Genomic DNA, 26,575 nt, shown 5'->3' on the forward strand with positions numbered 1-26,575 from the left:
CCGGGATGGGCGGTCGGCGTGTCTCGGGTGGGACGGGTCAGGTCAGCGGACCGGTACCGGTACCGGCACCGGCTCGGCGGCGACCTCCGGCGGCCGGCTGCCGCGTTGGGCGCGGACGAGGAGCTGCACCACGACCGCGAGAGCGAGGAACCAGCCGGCCAGCAACGCCCAGCCCGGCACCCCCAGCGCGGTCACCACGCCGACGGCCAGCACCGGTCCGAGCACGCTCTCCACGCTCATGCCGAGCGCGAACGCCCCCTGGTACTCGCCGGGCGCCCCCGGGTCGGCGAGTTCGAAACTCAACGTCCAGGAGCCGGCGGCGATCCACAGCTCGGCCAGGGTGAGTGTGACGACCCCGGCGACCAGGGCCGCGACGGACACCTCCCGCGGGCCGAAGCGGGCCGCCGCGAAGAGTGCGCAGGCCAGCACCAGCACCAGGCCGCCCCGGCGGATCAGCCCGACCGAGCCCGCCACCGTCGTCGCCCCCCGGGCGCAGCGGACCTGGAGGGCCACCACCATCACCGTGTTGAGGACGAGCAGGACCGAGTAGACGCTCAGCGGGGCCCGGGTCGACCCGGAGATCCACAGGGGCAGCGCCACGACCAGCACGCTGTTGTGCACGGCGATGGAGCCGCAGGTGACCGCCAGACCGAGGTAGCGCCAGTCGCGGACCGCGGTCCACGGCTGTTTCCCGTGCCCGGCGTGGGGTGCCGCGACCCGGGGCAGCCGCAGCATCAGCAGCGCGGTGACGAAGGTCGCCGCCGAGTAACCGATCACCAGGGTCAGGTAGCCGAGGCGGCTGTCCGAGTGCAGTGGCAGCGCGGCCAGCAGGGCGCCGACGGAGAAGCCCGCGTTGAACAGCGAACGCATCAACGCCTTGATGGCGATCCGACCCTCGCGGCCGAGGAGGCCGACAAGCATCGCGTTGCGGACCACCCCCGCGGACTTCTCCACCGCCGCCAGCAGCGAGATGACCACCAGAAACGCGGCGAAGGTACCGATCCAGACGTACGCCAGTACCAGCGCCGCCTCGGCGAGCGCCAGCCCGATGCCCAGCTCTCGCGGTCCGATCCGGTCCGCCAGCCGGCCCATCGGCACGGTGAGGAGCAGGCCGCACACGCCGGCCACCGAGGCGCCGATGCCGACCTGCGCCGGGGTCAGGCCGATGAAGCGTACGTAGAACAGCGCGCTGCCGGTGATGAAGGCGCCCAGCCCGACGGAGCTGATGAACTGGTTGACCGCCAGGATGCGGGCGGGACCGTCGGGCACCTGGGCCCGGACGGCGGAGAGCAGCCTCACCGGTGGTCCCGGAACGCGTCGGGCGCGATGAGCGCGGGTTCGTCCAGCTCTCCCCCGGCGCTGCGCAGGAAATCGTCCTGGAAGGCGCGGCGCTGGGCGACCTCCTCGGCGCTGAGCAGGTTGTCCGACGAGCGGTTGACCCGCACGATCGGCACCCCTGGCAGCCAGGTGAGACCGGCCCCGCCGATGTCCGAGAAGAGCTTGAAGTGGACCACCAGGTAGATGTCGGAGCGCTGGTCCAGCGGCAGGTCCCGGGGACTGGCGGAGAGGACCGAGACCGAGTAGTCCAGTGAGGCCACCGCCAGCTCGCCGACCTGCCGCCGCTCCGACGCCTTGATCGCCTCGATGGCGTCCGGCGTCGTGTTGCGCAGGCTCCGCACGAGGTCGAGCAGACCCTGCCGGGACTCCGGGGACAGCCAGCTCACCCCGTCCAGCGCGGCGGACACCGCCGGCAGCGGCCGGATCGTGGGCCGCCACCACGGCTCGGCCCGGAACGGCGTCCCGGTGACGCACTCGAAGATCTCCCGGTACGCCTCGTCGGCGGCGGTGTGCAGTTCGGTGAGCACCTGGGCGAGCGTGCCGTCGTCGAGCTGGTCCCAGCCGGCCAGCCGTACCTTTACGCCGGGCGGGAGCTGCTGCGCGACGTCGCGTTCCGCCGACGGTTCGAGCAGCGCCAGCGGGCCGACCTTGCCGCCGAGCTTGTCATGGAGCACCTGCGGGGCCAGGAAGGAGATCGGGTCGAGCAGTCGGCGGCGCAGGACGGCGTTGCGGATCTCGCCGAGCCGGCGGGGCGGGCTGGGGGTCACGTCCCGCGCCGGCCAGTAGTTCAGGTGCAGGTGGAACCGCTTGTCGTAGAACATGCTGTTCTCGCGGTCGATCGTCTCGCGGTTGAAGTTGAACGCCAGGTGGAAGTGGCCGCCGTCGAGGCCGTAGCGGGCCGAGACGTCCGGCCTGCTGACGAACGAGACGAACCGGCGGGCCAGCGCGAAGACGGTGTCCAGGGTCTTCCGCCGCATGTCGGTGACCGCGCAGTGCGGCACGTCGCTGGAGGCGAGGACCATCATGTCGTACCGGCTGTGTGGGAACGACTTGTTGACGAAGGCGAGTCGTTCGCCCCCGCCCTCCGTAACGGTCATCTCGGCCAGCAGCGTCTCCAGGTAGTACTCCTGGACGGTCACCGTGTTACGGCCGGTGATGTGATGCTCCACGTTCGGGAGCATCGGCGCGGGCAGGCTCTCGGAGACGAGATAGTCACCGCCGAGCGCGGCCACTGCGGACAAAAACCGAGCTTCCATGATTCCGGCATTCCTGTTCTGTTCCATCAGGACGGGCGCGTCGAGGACGCTTTCAGCATCGATTCCCGGACGGCCTCGGCGAATTCCGCGATGAATCCGGCGGCGATCTGCCTCGGGTTGAACTCGATCGAGACGGTGGTACGTTCCGGCACGTCCCGCACAATAATCGACAAATCAGAATCCGACGTCGGATCCTGTTCCGGGAGATCGATGAGGCGCACTTTTCCGCCCGATTCCATGGCCCACTCCTGCGTCTGCTGGAGGAGGTAGGAGTAGTACAGCCGCTCGCGCCGACGGGCCCGCCCGTGGCTGTCGGGCTGGAAGGTCCTGGTCATCATGGGCAGCGGCAGGTCCTGGTAGGACATGGTGTCCCGGACCAGGCTCCGCACCGACCGGAACAGCTCGGACGGGGTCTGCCGGGGGAGGTCGTGCCATCGCATCGGGATGGAGTGGGCGAGCCACCCCACGACCCGCTCAGACACGTCGGTGGTCCGGTTGGCGCAGGGGGAGTGCACGACGAAGTCGTGCTGGCCGGTCACCCGCGCCCACGCGTCCACGATCAGGGCCAGATACACCATGTACGCGGTCAACCCCTGGCTGCGCGCCAGCGCCAGCAGTCCGTCCCGTTGCTCGCCGGCGAACTCGACCCGCTCGGCGGCCCACTCGGTGGGCGCCTCCGGGTCTCCCTCCGGCGCGTTCAACGGGGGAAACGGCACCGTCCCGGCCAGGTGTTCCCGCCAGAACCCGATCAGCTCCTCGCCCTCCGGTCCGGCCAGCATCCGGCGCTGCCAGTCGACCCAGGTGGCGTACTGGTCGGGTCGGGGCCGCGGGGCCGTCACCCCGCTACGGTGCCGGTCGAGTTCGGCGGCGAAATCCTCGGCCAGGACGGCCCGCGAGTGCCCGTCGCAGACCATGTGCTCGACGACCAGGATCACCAGGGTCGGGTGCTCGTCGAAGGTGAGCACCCGGCCGTGCCAGAGCGGGGCCCTGGTCAGCTCGACCTGGCTGACCAGCAGTTCGTTCTGGACGGTGGTCGCCTGCTCGATGCGCTCCTCGGCGGAGAGACCGGCCAGGTGGGTCGCGGTGAGCCGCGGGCGTACCGCCGGGGCGACGGCGACGGCGATCTCCTCGCCCTCCTCCGGCAGGACGAAGGCGGTGCGCAGCACGTCGTGTCGCTCGGCGACCCTGGTGAGGGCGGCCTCTATCGCGGCCAGATCCACCGAGGCGTCCACCTCGAGCACTGTCTGGACCAGATAGGAATAGGTCTCGAGGCCGGCTCGGCGCGCACGAATTTCGCGGAGCAGCCGGTTTTCCTGAACCACGGAAACCGACGAAGGAAGTGTCATTGGATTCATGGCTGTTACCGCTATCTGTGCTGCCTCGTTCATGGACGCCAACAGTCCCGCCAACCAGCCCTTATCGCTCCACGGCCAGCGCTTTTAGACTGATCGGCCACTCAGCCTGCGCAGCGGGGACTCAAATTAACTCGAAGCACATCAGTTGTCCATACAGGATCGATGTTGACATCGATCGAGTGCCCTGATAGGGCGAGTCGCTGATGGTGGCCGATGTGACGACCCGTCCGCCCTCGCCAGCGGGGTACTCCAGGCGCCAACACCGAGGCCGTCCCGCCGGACAAGTTGGAGCCGGCGGCGACGGACCGGGCGCCCCCGGCCCCGGCACCCCGCTCGACCTGGTCGGCTACCGGGTGGAGGCCACCGACGGGCGGATCGGCGGCCCTTACCGGGAGACCTACCGGCAGGGCTGAGCGCGGGCACGGGCACGGTCGGATCGGCTACCGTGGGGGGCATGGTCCGGCCGATCAGCTACGCGCCGGAGGTCGTCGACCCGGTCGACGGCCTCCCGCTCGGTGTCGTGACCACCTCTCCGACCCGCTCCGACGACGGCCGCGAGCGGATGATCGACGTACTTCGTGCCGGTGGACTGCGGTTCCGCGACGGCGCGCGATGGCGTTCGGCTCACTGAGCCGACCCTGACCGACCCGGGATGACATCCCCGGTCGACGCGCGCCCGCGCACACCTCGTCCACCAGGCACGAAAGGCGTACCACCATGTCCGTTGCACGGATGCTCACCGGGGACCGTCCCACCGGGCGGCTGCACCTCGGCCACTACGTCGGCAGCATCGCCAACCGGGTGCGGCTGCACCAGCGCTACGAGAGCTTCTTCATCATCGCCGACCTGCACATGCTCACCACGCGGAACACCCGCGAGGACATCGAGCGGGTCGCGGGCAACGCCCGGGAGATGGTCACCGACATCCTGGCCGCCGGCGTCGACCCGGCGCGGGCCACCTTCTACCTCCAGTCGGCCATCCCGGAGGTCGGCGACCTGAACACCCTCTTCCAGAACCTGGTCACGGTGCCCCGGCTGGAACGCGTGCCCTCGCTCAAGGACATGGCCCGCGACGCCGGCAAGGAGGAGATGCCCTACGGCCTGCTCGGGTACCCGGTGCTCCAGGCCGCCGACATCCTCTGCGTGAAGGGGCAGGTCGTTCCGGTCGGCAAGGACAACGCGGCGCACGTGGAGGTGACGCGGGAGATCGCCCGGCGCTTCAACCACCTCTACGGGGAGGTGTTCCCCGTGCCCGAGACGATCGCGTCGGAAACGCCGACCCTGGTCGGCACTGACGGCCGGGCGAAGATGAGCAAGAGCCTGGGCAACGCGATCGTGCTCTCCGCCGATTCGGCGACGGTCCGCCGTGCGGTGCTGGGCATGTACACCGACCCGAACCGGATCCGCGCCGACGTGCCCGGCACCGTCGAGGGGAACCCGGTCTTCGCGTACCACGACATCTTCAACCCCGATCGGGCGCAGGTCGACGACCTCAAGGAGCGCTACCGGGCCGGGCGGGTCGGCGACGTGGAGGTGAAGGAGAAACTTGCCGTCGCGCTCGACCGGTTCCTGGACCCGATCCGGGAGCGCCGGGCCCGGATCGAGGCCGAGCCTGGGCTGGTCGACCAGTTGATCTTCGAGGGCACGGAACGGACCCGCCACGAGGTGCGGCAGACGCTCGTCGAGGTCCGCCGGGCGATGGGGCTGACCAGCGCGTACACGCAGGTGCGCCGCCGGGCCGAGCGGCACCGCAAGGCCACGGCCACGTCGACCTGAGCGGTCGTACGACCGGAGTCCGGCCCGGAACCGCGGACCTCGTGCGGTTCCGGGCCGACCGGCTGCCCCTCCGTCCGCGCGAGGGTCAGCCGATCGGCGGCACATTCACGGTCCTGCCTGTCGGTACGCTGCGCACATCTTCGCGCAGCCCCCGTCCAGGAGGATTTCTTTGGGCCGCAGTATCCCGGCAGGCGCCCTGGCGACCACCCTCGCCCTCGGCCTGCTGACCGTGCCGGCCGCGCCGGCCACCGCCGACCCCGGCACCGCACCCCGCGAGATCTCCGTCATCCCGCGCAAGGACGCGACGGCGCCCGCCTTCGAGGCGGTGTACTTCGCCGGCCGCACCGGCTTCCTGCACTCGCACAACAAGTCGACCGACTACCTGTGGACCCGTTACGACACCGGCACGACCGTCGTGGTCGGGGACCTGGCGGGCGTCCAGGCGTCGACGCTCAAGCCGGCCGGCGGCGACAGCGTCTCCACCACGGCCCAGGTGCCGGCCAGGCCGGCACCTGGCAAGGTCAGCGTGCTCGACCTCGCCGACCAGAGCTGGCAGCAGTGGGAGATCCCCGCCGACCACGCTCTCTACGGCGTGTACGGCCAACGGATGCTGCTGCGCAAGCCACCGCTCACCGGCGTGAACCTGGAGCTGCGCACCTTCGCTGCCGACGGCACCTCGACGACCACGCCGGTGACCGGCATCCCGAGCGATGCCAAGCCCAGCGGGTTGCCGCCGGTCGGCGACGAGAGCTCGGTGGTGGTCGGCTACCTGGCCGACGGTACGCAGCGGATGGGCCTGCTCGACCTCGCCACCGCCACCGTGAAGCGGATCCCGAACGGCGTCCCGTCGACCTTCTGGCGCCTCTCCGGCGACACCCTTGGCTGGATGTCCAGCAGCGGCCTGTACCACCTCTACTCCCGCAGCGGCCTGACCAGCGGCGCTGACACCTCGGCCCGGCTGGTGACGGTCCCGCAGGACAGTCTCCTCCGGACGGTCGTCGTCGACGGCGGCGTGGTGATCAGCCGGAGTCAGGTCGACGACACGGGCGAGTACTTCCCGGCGACCTACCTGCCGGTGCAGACCACCGCGCCCCGCCCCACGCTGCTGCCGAAGATCTCCTGGGGCCTCCGGGGGCTCGTCCAGGCCCCGGACGGCACGGCCCTGGTCGTCGGCGGTTCGGGCCCCGGTGACTGGGCGGTGCAGCGGATCACGGGGCGACCCGGCCAGACCCCCACGGTCGCGCCGCTGCTCCCGGTGCGGGACCCGGTGGAGAACGCCGGGATCAGCTACCGACGCGGCCTGCTCCGGCACGTCCAGTCCCAGGTGTCGCCGAAGACCGGCGCGACCGAGTACGTCTCCTTCGACCACCCGGTCTTCCCCGACCCCGGAATCACGCCCGGGACCAGGGCGATCCTGCGGGGGACTCCGGTGCCGTGCGCGACGGGTTCGAGCTGCGTACGCCTCGTCGACGGAACCGACCGCGGCGCCGCCTACCTGACGACCGGCACGGTGGACACCGCGGTGACGGTGCACGACGGCAGGGCCGGGTACGACCAGACCACGTTGCCCACCCGGAACGGTCGGATCCTCGACGCCGCGGGCCCGTGGCTTCTCGTCGGCGACGGTGTCTCGAACGACCAGCACGTCGTCAACATCACGACGGACCAGGTGGTCCGGACCATGCCGAAGACCGGAGCCGCCCTCTGGTTCGGCACGCTATGGACGGCGACGGCCACCGCCGGCCAGCTGACGGCGATCGACCTGTCGAGCGGAAAGACCACCCGCACCGTCGCCACCGGCGCGGGCTGCGTGCCGACCGAGGTGCAGACCAGCGCCAGCTGGCTCTGGTGGGCCTGCGGCCCCACCGGCCCCGCGGGCGTCCACGACCTGAAGGCGGGCAGGAATCTCACCGTGCCGTCGGGGCCGGCGCTGCTCGGCGACGGCTTCCTCGTCCGGCACGACGGCGCCACCGCCAGCCTGGTGATGACCGCCTTCCACGACGGCGCCCTCCAGACCCCGGTGAAGCTCGCCGACCTGCCCGCCGGCACGCCGGCCGACGGCCGGGACGTCACCTGGACCGTCGACCGGCACGGCTCCGGCGTCGCGTACGTCGACGCCGACCGCGCCGTGCACGTGGTCGACGCCGGGGTGCCTGGCACCGCACCCCAGCTCGGCAGCGTGTGGGCGCAGGAGATGACGAACCCGCGTACCGACACGTACCCGTGGCAGGCGGGTGTGGGGCTGACCCGCCCGCTCTGGACCTGGCAGCTCTCGATCTCCCGCAAGTGGACGGGCGAGGTGGTCCACCGCGCCTCCGGTGCGATGGCCCGGACGTACGTCGACCTACGGTGGGACGGCCGGCTCTCCTCGGGGCAGCCGGCGCTCAACGGGGCGTACACGTGGACGCTGAGCGGCACGCCCACCGACTCCGCGGCACCCGCCACGGTCGGCTCCGGCGAGATGCTCGTCGGCTGCGGCACCTTCCCCGTCCGCGGCTACAGCTGCCTCGGCGGGCCGGGCCTGCTCGGCGTGAAGTCCACCGGTGAGGGCCACTGGTACGGCACCCAATCCTCGGGGGCCGCTCCCGGCCAGCTCTACAGCAACGGATACACCGAGGACTGGTGTCTCAGCTGCTCCGGCGCCGCCCGGACCTCGGCCCTGGTGCCGTTCGGCGACTACGACGGCGACGCGTATCCCGATCTGCTCGTGCGGGACGGCAATGGCGGCATGAAGGCGTATCGGGGCACCGGCTACCTGGGATTCGGTGGCGCGCAGACGGTCAGCCTGGGTGCGGGGTGGATGTTGTACCGGTCGATCCTCGCCCCGGGCGACGTCGACAACGACGGCCACGACGACATCCTCGGCATCGACACCGACGGCAAGCTCTGGCTCTACACCACCACCGGCACCGGCGGCATCAACCCCCGCGTCCAGGTCGGCTCCGGCTGGGGAACGTACCCCCGCGTCATCGGCGCCGGCGACCTCAACGGCGACGGCCACGGCGACCTCCTCGGCATCGACACCACCGGCACCATGTACCGGTACTTCAGCAACGGCAACAAGGGCTGGAGCGGCCGGGCGCAGGTTTCCACCGGCTGGAGCGCCTACAACGCGGTCGTACCCATCGGCGACCTGAACGAGGACACCCGCAACGACGTGGTCTCCCGGGACGCCAACGGCGTCCTGTGGCTGCACGCCGGCCGCGGTGACGGTTCCTTCGCCGCCCCGGTCAGGGCCGGCAGCGGCTGGAACATGTTCAAGATCCTAATCTGATCGATCCCCCACGACCCGCCCCCGGACGCCCCACGGCGTCCGGGGGCGGTAGCGTCGATCGCCTCCACTGTCGTCGATCGGGAAGTCGGTCGCGTGTCGCACATCGAGAAGATCACCGCAGAGCTCCGCGCGCTGACGACCGGCGTCGACAGGGCGCAGGGGCTGGCCGCCGCCGCCGACAACCAGGCACAGGAGGTGGCTCTGCGGGCCGCCACCGCCGGATTCGCCGCCGTGGCGGCCGGCCTGGCCCGGGTCCGCGACGCCATCTCGGAAATCAGGGCCGGCCTGGGCAGCGTCGCCACGACGATCACCGAGGCCACGAAGGCCACCGCGGCCGTTCCGCAGGAGGCCAGCCCGCACGAGACGATCACCGGCCTGGCACCGGTGCGCAACGCGTGCGACGGCATCCGCGACGCTGCCGCCGCCACCGCCGCGCAGGTCCGCGAGACACGACAACTCGTCACCACCGTCCTGCACGGCGGCCAGCCCGGCCCGCTCGTGCAGTCCCTGGAGAGCATCACGCAGGTCCTGAGCCTGGTCGCCCAACGCACCTCCACCGCCCGGCAGGCGGTCGAGACGGCGATCGCCGAGGCCCGACAGCTGGGGTCGGCGGGAAACTGACCGGGGCTGGCGGCAGCACACCGTCCAGCCCCACCGCCACAGCACCCGCCCCCAGCGCCTCCCCGGCGGACGACACCGACACCGCCGACCACGACCCCGAGCACGAGGGCCCCACACCCGGTCTTGCGTTCTGGACCAGGCCCGCCACCGGCTCCCTCGGCGGCGCACCGACCGGACCACGCACCCGAATCCCGGCGAAGGAGAGACCAACGGAACGCCGCAGCCTGGAACTGGAGAACGAGACCGCCGACAAGATTGCCCACCAGGGCTACCGGGTGCACCAGAACCCGACGAAACAGGAGATCGCAACAGCCCGGCGGAACACCGGCGACGTCGTCGATCCGGAAAGGTCGCCGGATTACCTGATCGAAGGGCTCATCTTCGATTGCTACTCTCCCGGTCCCACCACCTCAGTCCGAGCCATCGGAAGCGCGGTCACGAGGAAGATCACGGACGCCCAGACGCAGCGAGTGGTGCTGAACCTCCAGGATTGGCGGGGAGACCTCGCTGCCCTGCAGAAGCAGTTCGACGACTGGCCGGTACCAGCGTTGGAGGAACTGGTGGCGGTCACACGGAACGGCACGATCGTCGAAATCGTCCGGCGGAACTGAGGGAAGGCGCCACACATGTCCATCACCTACCGACTGACGCTGGCCGGTGACATCCCGTTGGAGCTCGTGGCCGGACTCGCCGCTCCGGGTGCCGCCGAGACACCCACGCCGGCCGGGAACCGCCTGCTCAGTGCCAACCTGAACGAGGAGTGCGGGTATGTCGTCAGCATCACGTCGGGCAGTCACGGGTACTACGGCGCGGAAGATGACGGTGGCGTCCAGTGGGAGTGGGAGCCGGAGACCTACGTCGACATCGGCTTCCACATGCGCAAGGACACGCTTACGGACAAGGGCAAGCCGCACATGCTGCGTACCGTGGGCCGGGTGCTGGCCAGCCGGCCCGAGGACGCGGCGTTGGTGCTCAACGACAACTGGCTGATGCTGACCCGGGTGAACGGCGCGCTCCGCCGGCACAACGAGGCCGACTGGTACGACGAGGCGTACGACAGCTTCCTGCCCCGCTGACCCGCAGATCGCAACGGCCATTTCGGGTCCCCCTGGCGCGGGCGCGGCCGTCCTACCATCGGATTGTGGCGAACTTCGATGTCCCGGCAGCGGTCGCGACGATCTGGCAGCGGCAGGCTGCCTGGTCACGGGCGTCCGGCGAGGCCAAGCGTGCGATCACCCGTGCGCGGTTGACCATCGCCGCGCTCACCGTGGGGGCCGCCGTGTGCGGCACCCTCGCCAACCAGCTCGGGCACGCCCACCCCGGTGTGGGGCGGGCGCTCGCGATCGTCGCGGCGGCGGCGCTGCTCGTGGTGCCGCTGGCGGCCCGGTGGTCCTCCCGGGACGCGGTACACGCGTGGACCCGGCTCCGCTCGGTCTCCGAGGCGCTGAAGGCGGACACCTACCGCTACCTCGCCGGGGTCGCCCCGTTCGGCGGCGCGGACCGGGACGCCGTCCTGCTCGGCCGGTTCGACGCGCTCATGGACGACGCCGGTGACCTGGTCGGCCGCACCCTGGACGCGCCGCCGGCCGACCGTCCGCTGCCAGCCGTCTCGGACGTGGCCACGTACGTGACGGAACGGTTGCAGCGGCAGGTCGACGGCTACTACCTGCCGGCGGCCCGCCGGACGGCCCGCGCCGCGCGGCGGGTCCGGTACGCGGCGACGGGGCTGACGATCGCCGCCGCCCTGGTCTCAGCGACGGTCGGGGTGCTCGGCGACAACCTCGGCCTCACCGCCTGGATCGGTGTCGCGGCGGCCGTGACCACGGCGTTGGTCGGCTACGGCTCAGCCCAGCAGTACGAGCACCACCAGATCGAGTACGCCCGCACCGCCGACCAGCTGACCCGGCTGCGCACGGTCCGCGAGGCCGGGCTGGGCTGGGCCGACGACGACGCGTTCGTCGCCGAGGCGGAGCGCATCATCTCGCTGTCGAACGAGGGCTGGATGGCGAAGATGATCGAGCAGGATGGCGCTGCGCAGCCGTGACATCACAGGTTGTGCCATATAGCATCGTCGATAGTCGCCGTTGACCGTCGTCGTGGGCGGTCGTCCGTCCACTCCCGAATCCAAATGGGGGAACCGACGTGGATCGCACCGCATGCCAGCCCGATCCGACCCTGCCGCCACTGGACGACCTCCGGCGTACCCCGCTCGGCCGGATCCCGCTCGGCCGGGCCCGCTCCGTCGCCCGCGTGACCAGCCGCAGGGAGGATCGCCCGGCCCGTGTCGATGTCGCGGCCTTCATCTCTGCGATCTGAGCCAGCCGGGCCGGGCGGTCGGCCGACCGGGCAGGTCGCCCCGCTGACGCAGTACGTGCTGAAGCTGGCCAGCCGCTGCGACCTCGCCTGCGACCACTGCTACGTCTACGAACACCCCGACCAGTCCTGGCGGCGCCAGCCCCGGGTGATGGCTCCCGCCACGGTGACGGCCGTCGCGGAGCGGATCGCGGAGCACGCGGCGGCGCACCGGCTCGGCGTCGTACGGGTGGTCCTGCACGGCGGTGAGCCCCTGCTCGCCGGCACCGCCCGGCTCGACTCCACCGCCGCCACCCTGCGACGCGTCATCGGCCCGGTGGCCCGGCTCGACCTGCGGATGCAGACCAACGGCGTGCTGCTCACCCCGGCGACCTGCGACGTGCTGGTCGCCCACGACGTAAAGGTGGGGATCTCGCTCGACGGCGACCGGGCCGCCAACGACCGGCACCGCCGCCACGCCAACGGGTCGAGCAGCCACCGCCAGGTGCTGCGGGCGCTGTCGCTGCTGCGCAGCCCCGCGTACCGCAGCAGCTACGCGGGCATCCTCTGCACCGTCGACCTCGCCAACGACCCGATCCGGGTGTACGAGGCGCTGCTGGCCGAGGAGCCGCCGCACGTCGACTTCCTGCTGCCGCACGCCAACTGGGACAACCCGCCCGCCCGGCCCGACGGCCTCGCCACTCCGTACGCCGACTGGCTGCTGGCCGTCCACCGGCGCTGGCTGGCCGACGGGCGTCCGGTGCCGATCCGCCTGCTGGAGTCCCTGCTCTCCACCGCGTCCGGGCACGGCAGCCGCAGCGAGGCGGTCGGGCTCGGCCCGGCCGACCTGGTCGTCGTCGAGACCGACGGCACCTTCGAGCAGGTCGACTCGCTCAAGTCCGCCTTCGACGGCGCCGCGGCCACCGGCCTGGACGTCTTCCGCCACCGGGTGGACGACGCCGCGGCCCACCCGGCGATCGCCGTACGGCAGACCGGTCTCGACGGTCTCTGCGCGACCTGCCGCGCGTGCCCGGTGGTCGGGCACTGCGGCGGCGGGCTCTACGCCCACCGGTACCGCGCCGGGGACGGCTTCGACAACCCGTCCGTCTACTGCCCGGACCTGCTGGAACTCGTCCGGGTCGTGACGGCGGCACCGGTCGCCGACGCACCCGCCCGGCCCACCGACTCGCTGCACCCGCGCGTCCTCGACGACCTGGCGACCGGCGCGGGCACGGCGGGCTCGGCCGCGCAACTCGCCGCCGTCCACCTGGCGCTGGTGCGCGCCCTGCTGGTCGCGCTCAGCGAGCGGGCCGCGGGCGACCCGGTGGCGGCCGACGGGTGGCGGCTGCTGGTCCACCTGGACGACGCGCACCCCGACGCCGTCCGCGCCGTGCTGGCCCACCCCTTCGTGCGCCGCTGGGCCCGGCGCTGCCGGGACGGGACGGCCGAGCTGTCCTACCTGGCCTGCGTGGCGGCGGCCGCCGCCGTCCGCGCCCGGGTCCGGGCCGACCTGCCCGTCCCGGTGCGCGACGGGGTGGTCAGCCTGCCGACGCTGGGCGCGCTCGCGGCCGGTGCCGAGCGGGGCGTCGTCAGGCTCGTCGTCGACGACGGCGACGTCCGGCTCGCCGGCCGGCGGATCGCCGTCCTCCCGGGCCACGACGGCGACCCGGCCCGGGAGGACGGGCCGGACGGCTGGCTGCCGGTGCGTGCCGTCCGGCTCGGCGGCAACCGGCTGCTGTTGGAGGACACCGATCCGCACCGGGACGGCTACAACCTGCCGGTCGAGCCACGGCTCTCCGGCGCCGCCGCGCTGGGGTGGACGCGGCGGCTGGAGGGGGCGGTGCGGCGGATCGACGCCGAGGCCACCAGCTACACGGCGGGGGTCCGCACCCTGCTGCGGGCCGTCGTGCCGCTGCGCGCGGAGCCGACCGGCCGGTTCCGCAGCGCCGCCGCCGGCGCCGCCTTCGGCGCCGTGGCCGTCACGGCCGTACCCGACGACGCCACCCTCGCCGTGCTGCTGGTGCACGAGGTGCAGCACCTCAAGCTCAGCGCGGTGCTGGACGTCTGCGACCTGTTCGACCGCGACGACACCCGGACGCTGCGCGTGCCGTGGCGGGACGACCCGCGCCCGGTGGAGGGCGTGCTGCACGGCGTCTACGCCCATCTGGCGGTCGCCGACGTGTGGCGCCACCGCCCCGGGCCGGCCGCCGGGGGCCACTTCCGCCGCTACCGGGACTGGACCGACGGGGCCCTCGACGCCCTGCTCGACCTCGGCGTCCTGACCGCCGCCGGCGAGCGGTTCGTCGGGGGGATGCGCGCCACGGTGGACAGATGGCCGTGACCGCCGGCCCGCTCCGGCGGGCCACGCTGACGGCGGACCTGCGCGCGCTGGGACTGCGGCCGGGGTCCACCGTGCTGGTGCACTGCGCCCTGTCCCGCCTCGGTCGGGTGGCGGGCGGTCCCACCACGCTGCTGGCCGCCCTGAGGGACGTGCTGGGCGGCTCGGGCACGGTGGTCGTACCGGCGCAGACAGCCGGCAACTCCACCACCTCGCGGGCGTTCCGGGCGGCGACCGCCGGCATGGGCGCCGCCGGGGTCGCGGCGGCGGAGGCGGCCATCGTGCCGTTCGACCCGGAGCGCACCCCCGCCGAGGGCATGGGGGTCTTCGCCGAGCACGTACGCCGACAGCCGGGGGCGTCCCGGAGCCGCCACCCGCAGACCTCCTTCGCCGCCCTCGGCCCCGACGCGGCCCGGCTCACCGCCGTCCACGACCTCGACTGCCACCTCGGCGAACGCTCGCCCCTCGGCGCGCTCCACGCCGCCGACGCCGCGGTGCTGCTGCTCGGCGTCGACTGGTCGGTCTGCACGGCGTTCCACCTGGCCGAGTACCGGCTGCGCCGCCCGCCGGCCGACCGGGCGTACCGGTGCTACGTGCGCGACGCCGCCGGGCGGCGGGTCCGGCGCGACTTCCGGGCCCCGGACCTCCACGACTCCGACTTCCCGCTGATCGGCCGGGCCCTGACGGGCGCCGGGCCGGTGCGCACCGGGCGGGTCGGCGGCGCCGACGCCCGGCTCGTGGGTCTCCGGGTGGCCGTCGACTTCGCCCGAGGGTGGATGGATGAGCACCGCCGGTGACGAACGGGGCAGCGACGGGTTGGCGGCTGTCGATACTGTGGACGGCTGGGAGTCGCTGCACCGGTCGGGAGCGGTAAGTGGCAGAGGATACGTACGGGGAGGACGAGAGCGCCCCCGTGTTCTTCCTCAGCTACGCCCGCACGAAGAACCGGGTGGCGGCACCCCCGCGCGACACCAACCAGAAGGTCTTCCAGCTCTTCGTCGACCTGTCCGACCACGTCGTCGAGCTGCTCGGCCTCGGCCCGGGACGGACGGCCGGATTCATGGACCGGATGCTCGACGGCGGACAGGTGTGGACCGAGGACCTGGCCTTCGCCGCCGGCCAGTGCCAGGTCTTCATCCCGTTGATCTCGCCGCAGTACCTGAACAGCGCCTGGTGCGCCAAGGAGTGGGACGCGTTCGCCCGGCGGCAGGTCCTGCAGCGGCCTGGCGCCGAGCCGTCCGCCGGGGAGACACCGGTCATCCCGGTCAACTGGTCGGTGGTGGACCGTCGACGGCTGCCGGAGGTGGTGTCGCGGCGGCAGATGTTCACCCCGACCCGGTTGCCCTCGGACATCGCCCCGCAGTACCACGACGAGGGCATCTACGGCCTGTTGAGCCTCGGCAAGAACGGCAAGGACGCCTACGACGCGGTGGTCTGGCGGCTCGCGCAGCGGATCGCCCGGGCCTACCAGAACCATTGGGTACGGGCAGAGGTCCCGACGGACGTACGGCAGTTGCGCGAGACGTTCGAGGAGGTCGGACATGACGTGGTCTGACCTCACGGGAGCCCGTGCCGTCGCGCGCCGGGAGACCTACTTCTTCCTCAGCTACGCCCACTCGGTGCCGCTGTCGGCCGCGTCCCGGCCGGACACCGACTACTGGGTCAGCCGGTTCTTCCACGACCTGGCCGCCGCCGTGCGGCGCGGCGCCACGAGGAGCGGCGACCTCGACGCCGGCTTCTTCGACGGTCAGGTCAGCCCCGGGGCCGACCTCAGGCAGACCCTCACCGAGGCGCTCAGCCTCACGCACGTCTTCGTGCCCCTGCACTCGCCGAACTACTTCCGCAACGCGTGGGCGCTGGGCGAGCGCGAGTCGTTCCGCAGCCGGCTCACCCGGCTCGCCCCGGCGCGGGCCGAGCGGCACCTGTTGCCGGTGCTGTGGTTGCCCCTGCCGTCCTGGGGCGACCGGCCCGAGACGACGCAGGCCCTCGACCTGGTCCACGACGCCGACGACCGGGCCGACTACGCCGAGAACGGGCTGCGCGCCCTCTGCAAGCTCAGCGCCTACCGCCGCCAGTACGAGAGCGTCCTCGCGGCGCTGGCGGCGCGCATCGTCACGGTGACCGAGACACAGCCGCTGGCCCGTTCCCGGGCGGCGACGTTGTCCAGCCACCCGGTCACCGACGGCGGCGGCCCGGCGCTGGTGGTCACCACCCTCACCGAGCACGCGCGGTGGCGGCCGTACGCCGGGCAGCACGAGCTGGCGGTGGCCGACTACGTCGCCGCGACCGGCGAGCGGCTGGGTCTGCCCACCCGGGTAGTCGACCTGGCGGCGGCCCGCGCCCTGGCGCCGGAGAGCCCCACCGTCGTGCTGGTGGACGCCGCGACCGGTGCCGTCGCCGCCCGGGCCGCGCTGGACGGCCTGCCGCGCTGGGTCGTCCCGTTGGTCATCGCCGCCGACCACGAGCGTGGCGAGTCGGCGCCCGAGTCGATCGCCGGTACGTTGCAGGACGCCGGATTCCCCCGGGTGCTGCCGGCACGCGCGATCGACGAGTTCGAGCGCTGCGCGCCGCTGCTGGTGACCGAGGCCCGCAAGCAGTTCCTCCGGCACGGTCCGGTGTACCCGCCCGACGGCCCGGCCGCTCCGAAGCCGACACTGCGGCCGTCCCGGCCGTCCGACGGCCCGCCGGTCACCGGTCCGGGCCTGCCGCCGACGCGGCCGTTCGACACGACGCGAGGGAAGGACGAGCGATGACGCCATCGCGCGAAGGGCAGGTCGTCACCTTCTACTCCTACAAGGGCGGTACGGGCCGCACCATGGCGCTGGCCAACACCGCGTGGATCCTCGCCGCGAACGGCCAGCGGGTGCTCGTCGCCGACTGGGACCTGGAGTCTCCCGGCCTGCACCGGTTCTACGCCCCGTTCCTCGACCCGGAGCAGGTCGCCACCACCGGGGGCGTGATGGACCTGATCCTGGACTACGAGTGGGAGAACGGGCGCCGGCGCGAGGAGACCGGCGCCGACTCCCGGCCGGGCGACTGGCACCGGGAGTACGCCCGGGTCCACCGCTACGCGTTCTCGGTGGGTTGGGAGTTCCCCGGCGGCGGCAGCCTCGACCTGCTGCTGGCCGGGCGGCACAACCCCGACTACGCGACCAACGTGACCGGCCTCAACTGGGACAACTTCTACAACCGGCTCGGCGGCGCGCAGTTCTTCGACGCGCTGCGCGAGGACATGAAGCGGCACTACGACTACGCCCTCATCGACAGCCGCACCGGGATCAGCGACGTCGCCGAGATCTGCACCATCCACCTGCCCGACGTCCTGATCGACTGCTTCACCCTCAGCGACCAGGGCATCGACGGCGCCGCGGCGGTGGCCGCCCGGGTCCGCGACTACGAGGGACGCCGGGCGCGGCGGGTGCTGCCCGTGCCGATGCGCGTCGACGACGGGGAGAAGAGCAAGCGGGACGCCGGCCGGTCGCTGGCCATGCAGAAGTTCGCCGGCCTGCCGGGCGGCATGACCGACAGCGAGCGGCAGGCGTACTGGCTGACCGTCGAGGTGCCCTACCGCGCGTACTACGCCTACGAGGAGACGCTGGCGACGTTCGGCGACGAGCCGGGCGGCCGGACCACGCTGCTGTCCGCGTACGAGACGCTGACCAGCCACATCACCAACGGCAGGATCACCGGTCTGCCCCGGATGGACGACCAGTTGCGCCGCCGGACGGTGCAGCGCTTCGAGCGTAAGCCGACGGTCGTGGACGAGCTGATCGTGCTGCGGCACGTGCCCGAGGACCAGGTCTGGGCGGAGTGGGCGCAGGCCGTGCTGAACTCGGCCGACCTGCGGGTCGTCACCGCCCCCCTGGACGGGCCGGCGCCCGAGCCGACGGGCCCGGCCTTCCGGGAGGTCCGGCTGGTCTCCCGGGCCTACCTGGCGGCCCGGCGCGCCCGCCCCGACACCGACGGCGACCGGGGCGCGCCGAGCTGGCTGGCCGTGCACGTCGACGACACCCCGCCGGTGCCGGACGTCCCGGTCGGCAGCTGGACGGCCGTGCACGACCTCACCGCCGAGGACGCGGCGTCCCACCTGCTGAAGCTGGTGGGACGCACGGCGGGCGCGACCGGCCTGCGTCCCGCCCGCTTCCCGGGGGTGCGCGCCACGGTCTTCAACGCGCCGGCCCGCAATGCCCGCTTCACCGGGCGCGAGGACCTGCTGCGCAGGCTCCGGGAGGAGCTGAAGGCGGCGGGCGGGGGCGGCACCCCGGTCGCGCTGCGGGGCGGTCCCGGTCTCGGCAAGACGCAGCTCGCCATCGAGTACGCGCACCGGTTCCGGGGCGCGTACGACATCATCTGGTGGGTGGCCGCCGACCCGCCGCAGTTCGTCGACGTGATCATGACGGAGCTCAGCGACGAGCTGGGCCTGCCGGCCCAGACGACCATCCCGGAGACCAACCGCGCCCTGCGGCAGCGGCTGGGCCAGACCGAGCGCCGCCCCGACGGCAGCCCCCCGCCGCACTGGCTGCTCATCTTCGACAACGCGGACCAGTACGAGGACGTCCGGCCCTACCTGCCGCAGGGCAACGGCCACGTGCTGGTCACCACCCGCAACCCGGACTGGGGCGACCTGGCGCGGGCGGTGGACGTGGAGGCGTTCGAGCGGGCGGAGAGCGTGGCGCACCTGCGCGCCCGGCTGGGCGAGCACCTGATGAGCGTCGCCGAGGCCGAGCAGGTCGCCGACGCCGTGGAGAACGTGCCGATCTTCGTCGCGACGGTCGGGGCGTGGCTGGCCGACACCCGGACGCCGGTCGACGAGTACCTGGCCGGGCTGCGCCGCACCGGCCTGGAGACGGAGGTCTGGGACCTCCCGCTGCAACGGCTGAGGCAGGGCTCCCCGGGGGCGTACCGGCTGCTCCAGCTCGCGTCGGTGCTCGCCCCGGAGATCTCCCTCGAACTGCTCTACGGCGACCAGGTGGCCCAGGTCATCGCCCCGCACGACCCGGTGGTCGCCGCCCGGGTCGCCGACCGGGTGTCCGAACGCGACATCGCGGCGGCGCTGGTGCAGCGGATGAACAAGCTCGCGCTGATCAAGCTCGACCCGCACGCCCACCGGGTGCAGGTGCACCGGCTGTTGCAGAACGCCCTGCGCGCCCGCATGTCCGACGACGAACTGGTCACCGCCAAGCACGAGGTGCACCGCATCCTCGCCGGGTCGCGACCGCCGGGCGAGGTGGAGGACCCGGCGAACCGGCAGCGGTTCCGGATGCTCTGGCCGCACCTCGACGGCTCCGACGCGATCTCCTGCCGGGACGACAACGTCCGACAGCTCGTCATCGACCGGGTCCGCTACATCTACGTCAACGGCGGCTTCGAGCAGGGCGAGCGGTACGCGCGGGAGACCGAGGCCGTGTGGTCGGCGCTGCTGGCGGAGTTGCCGCCGGACGGGACGGAGCACCGCAAGCTGCGCGTCCAGCTGCTGCACCTGCGGTTCAACTGGGCGAACGTGCTGCGCAGCCTCGGGCGCTTCGAGGAGGCCCACCGCCTGGACGAGGACACCCTGCGCCAGCAGGAGGAGCTGATCGGCGACAGCCACCCGCACACGCTCATGACCGCCGGCGGCTACGGGGCCGACCTGCGTACCCTGGGCCGCTACCGGGAGGCGCTGGATCGTGACCTGCGGACGTACGCCGCGTCGGTCGAGGTCTTCGGCGAGGACCACCGGCGCACCCTGACGGCGGCGAACAACCTGGCCGCGTCCTACCGGCTGATGGGGATGTTCGACAAGGCCCTCGACGGCGACGGGGCCACCAACCGCCGGCTGCGGGTCGTCCTCGGGCCGGAGCATCCGCACACCCTGGCGTCGGCCAACAACCTCGCCCGCGACCTGCGGGAGACCGGCGACTACGAGGGTTCCGTGGCGCTGCTGCGGGAGACGGTGACGGGTTACCGGAACCTCTTCGGCGAGCACTCCCGGGACCTGCTCACCGCGCAGGCCAACCTGGCCGTGTCGCTGCGCAGCACCGGGGAGATCGCCGAGGCGGCCCAGTTGCTCGACGAGACCTACCAGCGGCTGCTGGCCACCCAGGGGCCGACCAGCCCCGACACCCTGTTCAGCTGGCTCAGCCGGACGGCGAACCTGATGTTGCAGGGGCAGAGCGCGCAGGCGCTGACGGAGCTGGGCGAGGTGGAGCAGATGTTCGTCCGGCTGTTCGGCGCCGATCACCCGTACTCGCTGGTCTGCCGGATCAACCTGGGCGTGGCCCTGTGGGACGCCGGCGACACGGGCACCGGCCGGTCGCTCACCGAGACGACGACGCGGGAGGTGTTCGCCGCGCTCGGCGACCGGCACCCGTTCGCCATGGCGGCGGCCAACAACGTCGCGGTCTTCACCATCCTCGCCGGGGAGACGGAGAAGGGACGCGACCGGCTGCGGGCCGTGGTGGAGCAGTTGACCGAGGTGCTCGGGGCCGAGCACCCGGACACGCTGCGCAGCCGGGGCAACCTGGAGACCGCCCAGCAGGCGCTGTCCGGCGGGCGGGTGAGCATCGGACGGATGCGGCTCGCCGACCGGCTCGCCAACCGGATCGGGCAGCACCACCCCAGCGTCGTGGTGCTCCGCGACGGGCGGTACGTGCGCCGGGTGCTCGACCCGCACCCCTACTGACCGGGCCGGGCGCCGATCAGCAGGTCGGCGCCGAGCGCCGCGTCGGGGTCGACGAGCCAACGCAGGATGCGCGGCAACTCCTCGACCGCGTCGAAGTGCGCCGCCCCGGGCCGGACGTCCATCTCGGCGCCGGGTATCTGCGCGGCCAGCCAACGACCGTGGCTGACCGGGGCGAAGTTGTCGTCGGCGCCGTGCCACAGCCGCACCGGCGTCGCCGCGGTGTCGATCGCCGACAGGTCGAACGCCCAGGGGCGGCGGAACGCCAGCACGTCGTCGATCCACCCGTACGGCCCGGAGCGGAGCGCCTCCGCGTAGGTGTCGGTGATGAGCCGGCGCAGCGCCGGGTCGTTGACGGCCCGGCGGTCCGCCGCGCTCATCTCCGTCCTCAGGTCCGCCAGGAGCAGCCGCGGGTCCGCGGCGGCCCGCTCGGCGCGCTGGCGGATCTCCTCCACCACCGCGGCGGTGTCGGGGCTGCCGACCCCGAACCCGCGCACGTTGCCGGTGTTCATGCCGCCGACCCAGTCCAGTTCGATGGCGTTCCACGGGGCGAGGCTGACCAGCACGGCCACCCGGGTCACCCGGCCGCGCAGCCGGGCGTCGGCCGCGCAGGCGAGGGCGTGCGGGCCGCCGCCGGAGCGGCCGACGACGGCGAACTGCTCCACGCCCAGGTGGTCGGCGATCGCCTCCACGTCGCGGGCGGCGTCGGCGACGTCGCGGTCCTCGCGCCGGTCGGAGTCGCCGTAGCCGGGTCGGTCGTAGGCGATCAGCCGGACGCCCATGCGGTAGAGGACGATGCCGCGCGGCTTCGGGCCACGGCGGCTGCCGGGCGTGCCGTGGAGCAGGAAGACGGGGAAGCCGTCGGGCGCGCCGGTCACCTCGTACGCCACGCGTCTGCTGTCCTCGCGTTCGGCGAAGTCGGCCCCTGGCTCGCCGTCTCGGGTCACTCCGTCCTGCCCTTCGGTGCCGCAACCAGCCAATACTCGCAACCCGGCATCGAGTGGAGACGATGTCCGACTGCTCCACTCAGCAATCGAGCCTAATGGTCGGGCCCGCCGCGCCGCTATGGCGAGCGGGAACAAGGGGCCGGATCTGTCGGAAACGACACCTCCGGTCTGCCGCCGCTGGAACTTCCGGCGACTGCTTCGACCAGGGACGCCGGTGGCGGGGTGGGACGGTCAGGCAGTCAGCGCGTCGAGGGCGTCGTCGAGCCGGGGCTTCCGGCCGTCGGCGAAGACGTCGAGGAACTCCTCGCCGGGCGCGGCCCAGAACCGGGTACGCGGCTCGTCCCGCCAGTCGCAGGTGATCTCGCAGCCCCACGAGTGCAGGTACGTCCGCTGGTCCGCCTGCCCGCGGTGGAACAGCGGGTCGCCGACGATCGGGAAGCCGAGCCACGCCAGGTGGACCCGGATCTGGTGACGCCGGCCGGTGACCGGCTTGAGCACCAGCAGCGTACGGTCGCCGCTGACCAGCGCCGTGGCGAAGTCGGTACGGGACTCGTAGGAGGGCTTGGACCGGTCGACGGCCGACTCCGGCAGCGCGAAGCGGCGGCGGTCGGCGTCGTAGCGGATGGCCTCGCGCTCGCCCGCGATCCGGATGGTGCCCTTGCGGCCCGGCCGCAGCGGCAGGTCGATGGTGCCGGTCTCGGGCAGCCGCGCCCCCTCGACCCAGGCCAGATAGCGCTTGTCGGCGCCCCGGCTGGCGAACTGCCGGGTCAGCGAGGCGTGCGCCGACGGCGTCCTGGCCAGCAGCAGCAGCCCCGAGGTGACCTTGTCGATGCGGTGCACCCAGTGCACCGGCTCCCCGGCGGCGGCGGCCAGGTCGGTCAGGGACTCGGCGTGCCGCTCACCCATCACGGAGATGCCCGGCGGCTTGTCGAGCACGAGCAGGTGGTCGTCCTCGTGGATGGGATCGCGCCGAAGTTCCGACCAACTGAAGGTGGTCATCATCGCCTCGGCTCTCGACTGTGCTGAGCTGCTCGGTGTCGCCGACGGCCGGCCCCGGGACATCGGTGACGCGCGGAGCGGGGTCGAGCCGGGCCAGGTGGGCCGGCACGGCGAAGGATACCAACCCGGCGACCGCCCGCCCCGACGTCGAGCGGCGTCGCGCCCCGGGGGCATCGCGCCCGCGCCCATCTCCGTACGCCGCCCCACGGAGCGGACCAATGGCAAGGCCAGCACGTTGAAAGAAATATGACGGGTTGTCGGACTCTACCGTGAAAACGGCACATGGGGGTCGAGACAGACCGGCGCGGAGAGCCCGGTCCGGACCTGGGAGGAATCCAACCGTGACCCAGTACGTGGAGGAGGCAGGCAGCCCGACGCGGCAGGCCGAACAGTCCCGACCGCCGGTGCGCAAGGCGGGTGCCCGGGGACCGTCCGTGCCGTGGTGGAGACGACCGTGGATCGTGCCACTGGTCGCGCTGAACGGGGCCTTCCTGCTGTTCGTCCTGCCGCCGTACCTCGGTCTCGACCCGAGCCAGTCACGGGTGGTGCTGAACGACGGCTTCGCGTCGCACTACGCCGTCCTGGTGGTGCACATCCTCTTCGGCACCATCGCGCTGGTGACGTTGTGCCTCCAGGCCTGGCCGTGGCTGCGCCTGCGGTACCCGAGGGTGCACCGGCTCAGCGGGCGGCTGTACGTCTTCGCCGGCGCCATCCCGTCCGCGCTGCTCGCGCTCGTCCTCATGCCGTTCGCCGCGGTGCCGAACGGGCTGCTCGGCAGCGCGCTGGCCTCCGTGGGATGGATCGCCACGACGGTGCTCGGATTCCGCGCGGCCCGTCAGCGCCGCTACGCCGAGCACCGGAAGTGGATGGTCTACAGCTTCGCCTTCGCCCTGCAGACCATGTGGGGACGGGTGCTCTTCCTGTTCAGCATGGCGACCGGGCTGTCCATGAACCCGGTCGTCGCCGCCGAGGCGGGCGGGTGGCTCAGCGTGCTGGTGAACCTCGCCATCGCCTACTGGTGGCTGCACCGCACCCCCCGCCCGGCACGCCTCGGCGCTCAGCCGACACCCCCGGCCGGCACGCTCAGTCGAACCGCCACCGGGTCGCGCTGAAGCCGGAGCCCTTGTCCATGCCGATGACCTTGGCCGGGGCCACCTCGAAGACGATGTACGGCGACGGGCCGATCCCGTCGCCGTCGATCCCACCGTCGACCGGGGTCACCTCCCAGCCGTACTTCTCCCCGTACGCCTCGGCGACGCGCTTGAGCGTCGCCGAGTCGCTGACCCGGGATGCCGTGCCCTCGATCGACAGGTCCAGCTCCGGACTGGCGACGGTGAGGACGCAGTGCGGGTTGGCGGCCAGGTTGTCGACCTTGTGGGCGGTCTCGCTGGAGCAGAAGTACATGCTCTGGTCGAGCCACATGGCCAGCAGCGGCACGGCGTGCGGCCGGCCGTCCGGCCGGACCGTGCACAGGAAGAACTCGCCCGCCTCCGTCAGCCGCTCACGCGCCTGCGACCAGGGCATCGGCTTGGAGCCTTCGCTGGCAAAGGACGGTTCCGCGACCGGCTCACGGTTCACCATGGGTTCCCCTTCGAACGACGACATCGTGACTGAAGCAGCACGGAGAGTATCCCAGTGTGGCGGTGTCCGCGAGCGGAGGGACACCGCCGCCGTGGAGTGTCGGAGGGACGCGCCCCTCCGACCGCCCCGCGCTCCCGCATTCCACAGGGGACGAATTCGCTTGACCTCAACCGCGCTGCAGGTCCTAGGTTCGCGGCATGAGCATGGAAGTCACCGCGTGGATGTCCCTGCACCACGCGATGCATCAGCGTGACCAGCGGCCCTTCTCCAAGGCGACCCTGAGGCGGATCGGCGCCTTCGCCCGCCCGCACCGCCGCCTGCTCGCGTGGTTCCTGGCGGGCAGCGTGGTGGCCGCGGTGCTGACCGTCGCCGCACCGGTGCTGGCCGGGCGGGTGGTCGACGCGATCGTCTCCGGCACCGACACGGCGACGGTGGTGCGGTTGGCCGTGGCGATCGCCCTGATCGCGCTCGCCGAGGCCGGGCTGGGGCTGCTCACCCGCTACCAGTCGGCGCGGATCGGCGAGGGCCTGATCCTCGACCTGCGGACCGCCGTCTTCGACCACGTGCAGCGGATGCCCGTCGCGTTCTTCACCCGGACCCGCACCGGCGCCCTGGTCTCGCGCCTCAACAACGACGTGATCGGGGCGCAGCAGGCGTTCAGCGACACGCTCTCGGGCGTGGTCGGCAACGCGGTGACGCTGCTGCTGACGCTCGCGGTGATGCTGACCTTCTCCTGGCAGATCACCCTGCTGGCGCTGGTGCTGCTGCCGATCTTCGTGCTGCCCGCGCGGCGGATGGGCCGGAAGCTCGCCCGGCTCGAACGGGAGGCTGCCGACCTCAACGCGGCGATGAGCACCCGGATGACCGAGAAGTTCTCCGCGCCCGGCGCCACCCTGGTCAAGCTCTACGGGCGACCGGCGGAGGAGTCCGCCGAGTTCGCCGCCCGCGCGCGGCGCGTGCGCGACATCGGCGTGCGTACCGCCATGTTGCAGACCGTCTTCATCACGGCCCTCACGGTGGTCGGTTCCCTCGCGCTGGCCCTGGTGTACGGCCTGGGCGGCGTGTACGCCATCGGAGGGCAACTCGACGCCGGCGCGGTCGTCGCGCTCGCCCTGCTGCTGTCGCGCCTGTACGCGCCGCTGACCTCGCTCGCCAGCGCGCGGGTGGAGATCATGAGCGCGCTGGTCAGCTTCGAGCGGGTCTTCGAGATCCTGGACCTCAAGCCGATGATCGAGGACAAGCCGGACGCCCGGCCACTGCCCGACGGGCCGGTGGCGGTGGAGTTCGACGACGTCCGCTTCGGGTACCCGTCTGCCGAGAAGGTATCCCTGGCCTCGCTGGAGGACGTGGCGAAGCTCGACACCCGCGGCGGCGAGGAGGTGCTGCACGGGATCTCGTTCCGCGCCGAGCCCGGACAGATGGTCGCCCTGGTCGGCTCGTCGGGCGCGGGCAAGTCCACCATCGCGCAACTGCTGCCGCGCCTGTACGACGTGGAGGAGGGCGCCGTCCGGCTCGCCGGGCGCGACGTCCGCGACCTGACCGGCGACTCGGTCCGGGACGCCCTCGGGGTGGTCACGCAGGACGGTCACCTGCTGCACGACACCATCCGCGCCAACCTGCTCTACGCCCGACCGGACGCCAATGAGGACGACCTGTGGGACGTGCTGCGTCGCGCGCGGCTGGCCGACCTGATCCGCTCGCTGCCGGACGGCCTGGAGACGGTCGTGGGCGAGCGGGGGTACCGCCTCTCCGGCGGCGAACGTCAGCGGCTCACCATCGCCCGGCTGCTGCTCTCCCGCCCCCGTGTGGTGATCCTCGACGAGGCCACCGCACACCTCGACTCGACGTCCGAGGCGGCGGTGCAGGCGGCGCTGGGTGAGGCGTTGACCGGGCGGACCAGCGTGGTCATCGCACACCGGCTCTCCACGATCCGCTCCGCCGACCAGATCCTGGTGCTCGAACAGGGCCGGATCGTGGAACGCGGCCGGCACCCCGACCTGCTGGCCCGGGGCGGCCGGTACGCCGAGCTGTACCGCACCCAGTTCGATCAACCGGTGCCGGCCTGACGTGTCCACCGTGGTCGCGCGGCGCGTGCCGGGGCGATGAGCGAGCGAGCGGACGGGCCGCCGGGGTGCGTGTC

The 26,575-nt window shown here is 72.5% G+C and carries 20 protein-coding genes; 14 read left to right on the top strand and 6 right to left on the bottom strand.

Going from position 1 to position 26,575, the window contains the following annotated elements:
* Positions 1-42: 42 nt before the first annotated feature.
* From ACPXCB_RS12630 to ACPXCB_RS12640, 3 genes are read right to left on the bottom strand one after another with little or no spacing between them, the layout of a single operon-like run.
* Positions 43-1,299: an MFS transporter gene (locus tag ACPXCB_RS12630; RefSeq protein ID WP_425875049.1), complete on the bottom strand. Its 1,257-nt coding sequence runs from the start codon at positions 1,297-1,299 to the stop codon at positions 43-45.
* Positions 1,296-2,594, bottom strand: coding sequence for a hypothetical protein (locus tag ACPXCB_RS12635; protein ID WP_425875051.1), 1,299 nt, complete (start codon positions 2,592-2,594; stop codon positions 1,296-1,298). Before ACPXCB_RS12635 ends, ACPXCB_RS12630 begins: the two co-directional genes overlap by 4 nt.
* Positions 2,595-2,620: 26 nt before the next feature.
* Positions 2,621-3,982: a condensation domain-containing protein gene (locus tag ACPXCB_RS12640; protein WP_425875053.1), complete on the bottom strand. Its 1,362-nt coding sequence runs from the start codon at positions 3,980-3,982 to the stop codon at positions 2,621-2,623.
* Between the two features lie 421 nt (positions 3,983-4,403).
* Here ACPXCB_RS12640 and ACPXCB_RS12645 point away from each other — a divergent pair, with 421 nt between their 5' ends.
* From ACPXCB_RS12645 to fxsT, 12 genes are all read left to right on the top strand, one after another.
* Positions 4,404-4,580, top strand: a complete 177-nt coding sequence (locus tag ACPXCB_RS12645) for a hypothetical protein (protein WP_425875054.1) — start codon at positions 4,404-4,406, stop codon at positions 4,578-4,580.
* Between the two features lie 86 nt (positions 4,581-4,666).
* Positions 4,667-5,725: a tryptophan--tRNA ligase gene (gene trpS, locus ACPXCB_RS12650; RefSeq protein WP_425875056.1), complete on the top strand. Its 1,059-nt coding sequence runs from the start codon at positions 4,667-4,669 to the stop codon at positions 5,723-5,725.
* A gap of 169 nt (positions 5,726-5,894) precedes the next feature.
* Complete coding sequence (locus ACPXCB_RS12655; protein ID WP_425875058.1) at positions 5,895-8,999, top strand: FG-GAP repeat domain-containing protein; 3,105 nt, start codon at positions 5,895-5,897, stop codon at positions 8,997-8,999.
* Between the two features lie 93 nt (positions 9,000-9,092).
* Positions 9,093-9,620 (top strand): DUF6244 family protein, encoded by a 528-nt coding sequence (locus tag ACPXCB_RS12660; RefSeq protein ID WP_425875059.1) that lies wholly within the window; start codon positions 9,093-9,095, stop codon positions 9,618-9,620.
* A gap of 188 nt (positions 9,621-9,808) precedes the next feature.
* The gene (locus tag ACPXCB_RS12665) at positions 9,809-10,231 is read left to right on the top strand and encodes a hypothetical protein (RefSeq protein ID WP_425875459.1); all 423 of its coding nucleotides are present in this window, start codon (positions 9,809-9,811) and stop codon (positions 10,229-10,231) included.
* A 15-nt stretch (positions 10,232-10,246) separates the two neighbouring features.
* A complete protein-coding gene (locus ACPXCB_RS12670) occupies positions 10,247-10,696 on the top strand; it encodes a SitI3 family protein (RefSeq protein WP_425875061.1) in 450 nt (149 codons plus the stop codon).
* A 65-nt stretch (positions 10,697-10,761) separates the two neighbouring features.
* Positions 10,762-11,664: a DUF4231 domain-containing protein gene (locus ACPXCB_RS12675; protein WP_425875063.1), complete on the top strand. Its 903-nt coding sequence runs from the start codon at positions 10,762-10,764 to the stop codon at positions 11,662-11,664.
* Between the two features lie 243 nt (positions 11,665-11,907).
* On the top strand, positions 11,908-14,253 hold the full coding sequence (locus tag ACPXCB_RS12680; protein WP_425875461.1) for an FxsB family cyclophane-forming radical SAM/SPASM peptide maturase: 2,346 nt from the start codon (positions 11,908-11,910) through the stop codon (positions 14,251-14,253).
* Positions 14,244-15,047 carry an aminoglycoside N(3)-acetyltransferase gene (locus ACPXCB_RS12685; protein WP_425875065.1) on the top strand — a complete coding sequence of 268 codons (804 nt, stop codon included), beginning with the start codon at positions 14,244-14,246 and terminating at the stop codon, positions 15,045-15,047. Before ACPXCB_RS12680 ends, ACPXCB_RS12685 begins: the two co-directional genes overlap by 10 nt.
* 77 nt (positions 15,048-15,124) lie before the next feature.
* Complete coding sequence (locus ACPXCB_RS12690; protein ID WP_425875067.1) at positions 15,125-15,805, top strand: TIR-like protein FxsC; 681 nt, start codon at positions 15,125-15,127, stop codon at positions 15,803-15,805.
* Entirely contained in the window at positions 15,792-17,003 is a 1,212-nt protein-coding gene (locus tag ACPXCB_RS12695; protein WP_425875069.1) for a TIR-like protein FxsC, read from the top strand. The genes ACPXCB_RS12690 and ACPXCB_RS12695 overlap by 14 nt, the downstream gene beginning before the upstream one ends.
* Positions 17,000-20,911 carry an FxSxx-COOH system tetratricopeptide repeat protein gene (gene fxsT, locus ACPXCB_RS12700; RefSeq protein ID WP_425875071.1) on the top strand — a complete coding sequence of 1,304 codons (3,912 nt, stop codon included), beginning with the start codon at positions 17,000-17,002 and terminating at the stop codon, positions 20,909-20,911. Before ACPXCB_RS12695 ends, fxsT begins: the two co-directional genes overlap by 4 nt.
* Here fxsT and ACPXCB_RS12705 read toward each other — a convergent pair.
* The gene (locus ACPXCB_RS12705; RefSeq protein WP_425875073.1) at positions 20,905-21,855 is read right to left on the bottom strand and encodes an alpha/beta fold hydrolase; all 951 of its coding nucleotides are present in this window, start codon (positions 21,853-21,855) and stop codon (positions 20,905-20,907) included. The genes fxsT and ACPXCB_RS12705 overlap by 7 nt on opposite strands.
* A gap of 231 nt (positions 21,856-22,086) precedes the next feature.
* Positions 22,087-22,854: an RluA family pseudouridine synthase gene (locus ACPXCB_RS12710; RefSeq protein WP_425875075.1), complete on the bottom strand. Its 768-nt coding sequence runs from the start codon at positions 22,852-22,854 to the stop codon at positions 22,087-22,089.
* Positions 22,855-23,195: 341 nt separating this feature from the next.
* Here ACPXCB_RS12710 and ACPXCB_RS12715 point away from each other — a divergent pair, with 341 nt between their 5' ends.
* A complete protein-coding gene (locus ACPXCB_RS12715) occupies positions 23,196-23,966 on the top strand; it encodes a DUF2306 domain-containing protein (protein WP_425875077.1) in 771 nt (256 codons plus the stop codon).
* Here the strand turns inward: ACPXCB_RS12715 and ACPXCB_RS12720 are convergent.
* Positions 23,938-24,435 carry a pyridoxamine 5'-phosphate oxidase family protein gene (locus ACPXCB_RS12720; protein ID WP_425875079.1) on the bottom strand — a complete coding sequence of 166 codons (498 nt, stop codon included), beginning with the start codon at positions 24,433-24,435 and terminating at the stop codon, positions 23,938-23,940. The two genes, ACPXCB_RS12715 and ACPXCB_RS12720, sit on opposite strands and share 29 nt — an antisense overlap.
* 197 nt (positions 24,436-24,632) lie before the next feature.
* On the opposite strand from ACPXCB_RS12720, the gene ACPXCB_RS12725 reads away from it, so the two are divergent.
* Positions 24,633-26,501: an ABC transporter ATP-binding protein gene (locus tag ACPXCB_RS12725; RefSeq protein ID WP_425875081.1), complete on the top strand. Its 1,869-nt coding sequence runs from the start codon at positions 24,633-24,635 to the stop codon at positions 26,499-26,501.
* The last annotated feature ends 74 nt before the right edge of the window (positions 26,502-26,575 follow it).

The organism is Micromonospora sp. DT62 (assembly GCF_049847285.1).
GTDB lineage: Bacteria > Actinomycetota > Actinomycetes > Mycobacteriales > Micromonosporaceae > Micromonospora > Micromonospora reichwaldensis.

Bases quoted from the DNA above. Each gene is read 5' to 3' on its own strand.
- ACPXCB_RS12635 (WP_425875051.1), bottom strand. From the start codon at position 2,594: ATGGAAGCTCGGTTTTTGTCCGCAGTGGCCGCGCTCGGCGGTGACTAT.
- ACPXCB_RS12640 (WP_425875053.1), bottom strand. From the start codon at position 3,982: ATGAACGAGGCAGCACAGATAGCGGTAACAGCCATGAATCCAATGACA.
- ACPXCB_RS12645 (WP_425875054.1), top strand. From the start codon at position 4,404: ATGGTCCGGCCGATCAGCTACGCGCCGGAGGTCGTCGACCCGGTCGAC.
- trpS (WP_425875056.1), top strand. From the start codon at position 4,667: ATGTCCGTTGCACGGATGCTCACCGGGGACCGTCCCACCGGGCGGCTG.
- ACPXCB_RS12670 (WP_425875061.1), top strand. From the start codon at position 10,247: ATGTCCATCACCTACCGACTGACGCTGGCCGGTGACATCCCGTTGGAG.
- ACPXCB_RS12680 (WP_425875461.1), top strand. From the start codon at position 11,908: ATGTCGCGGCCTTCATCTCTGCGATCTGAGCCAGCCGGGCCGGGCGGT.
- ACPXCB_RS12685 (WP_425875065.1), top strand. From the start codon at position 14,244: ATGGCCGTGACCGCCGGCCCGCTCCGGCGGGCCACGCTGACGGCGGAC.
- ACPXCB_RS12695 (WP_425875069.1), top strand. From the start codon at position 15,792: ATGACGTGGTCTGACCTCACGGGAGCCCGTGCCGTCGCGCGCCGGGAG.
- fxsT (WP_425875071.1), top strand. From the start codon at position 17,000: ATGACGCCATCGCGCGAAGGGCAGGTCGTCACCTTCTACTCCTACAAG.
- ACPXCB_RS12710 (WP_425875075.1), bottom strand. From the start codon at position 22,854: ATGACCACCTTCAGTTGGTCGGAACTTCGGCGCGATCCCATCCACGAG.
- ACPXCB_RS12720 (WP_425875079.1), bottom strand. From the start codon at position 24,435: ATGGTGAACCGTGAGCCGGTCGCGGAACCGTCCTTTGCCAGCGAAGGC.
- ACPXCB_RS12725 (WP_425875081.1), top strand. From the start codon at position 24,633: ATGAGCATGGAAGTCACCGCGTGGATGTCCCTGCACCACGCGATGCAT.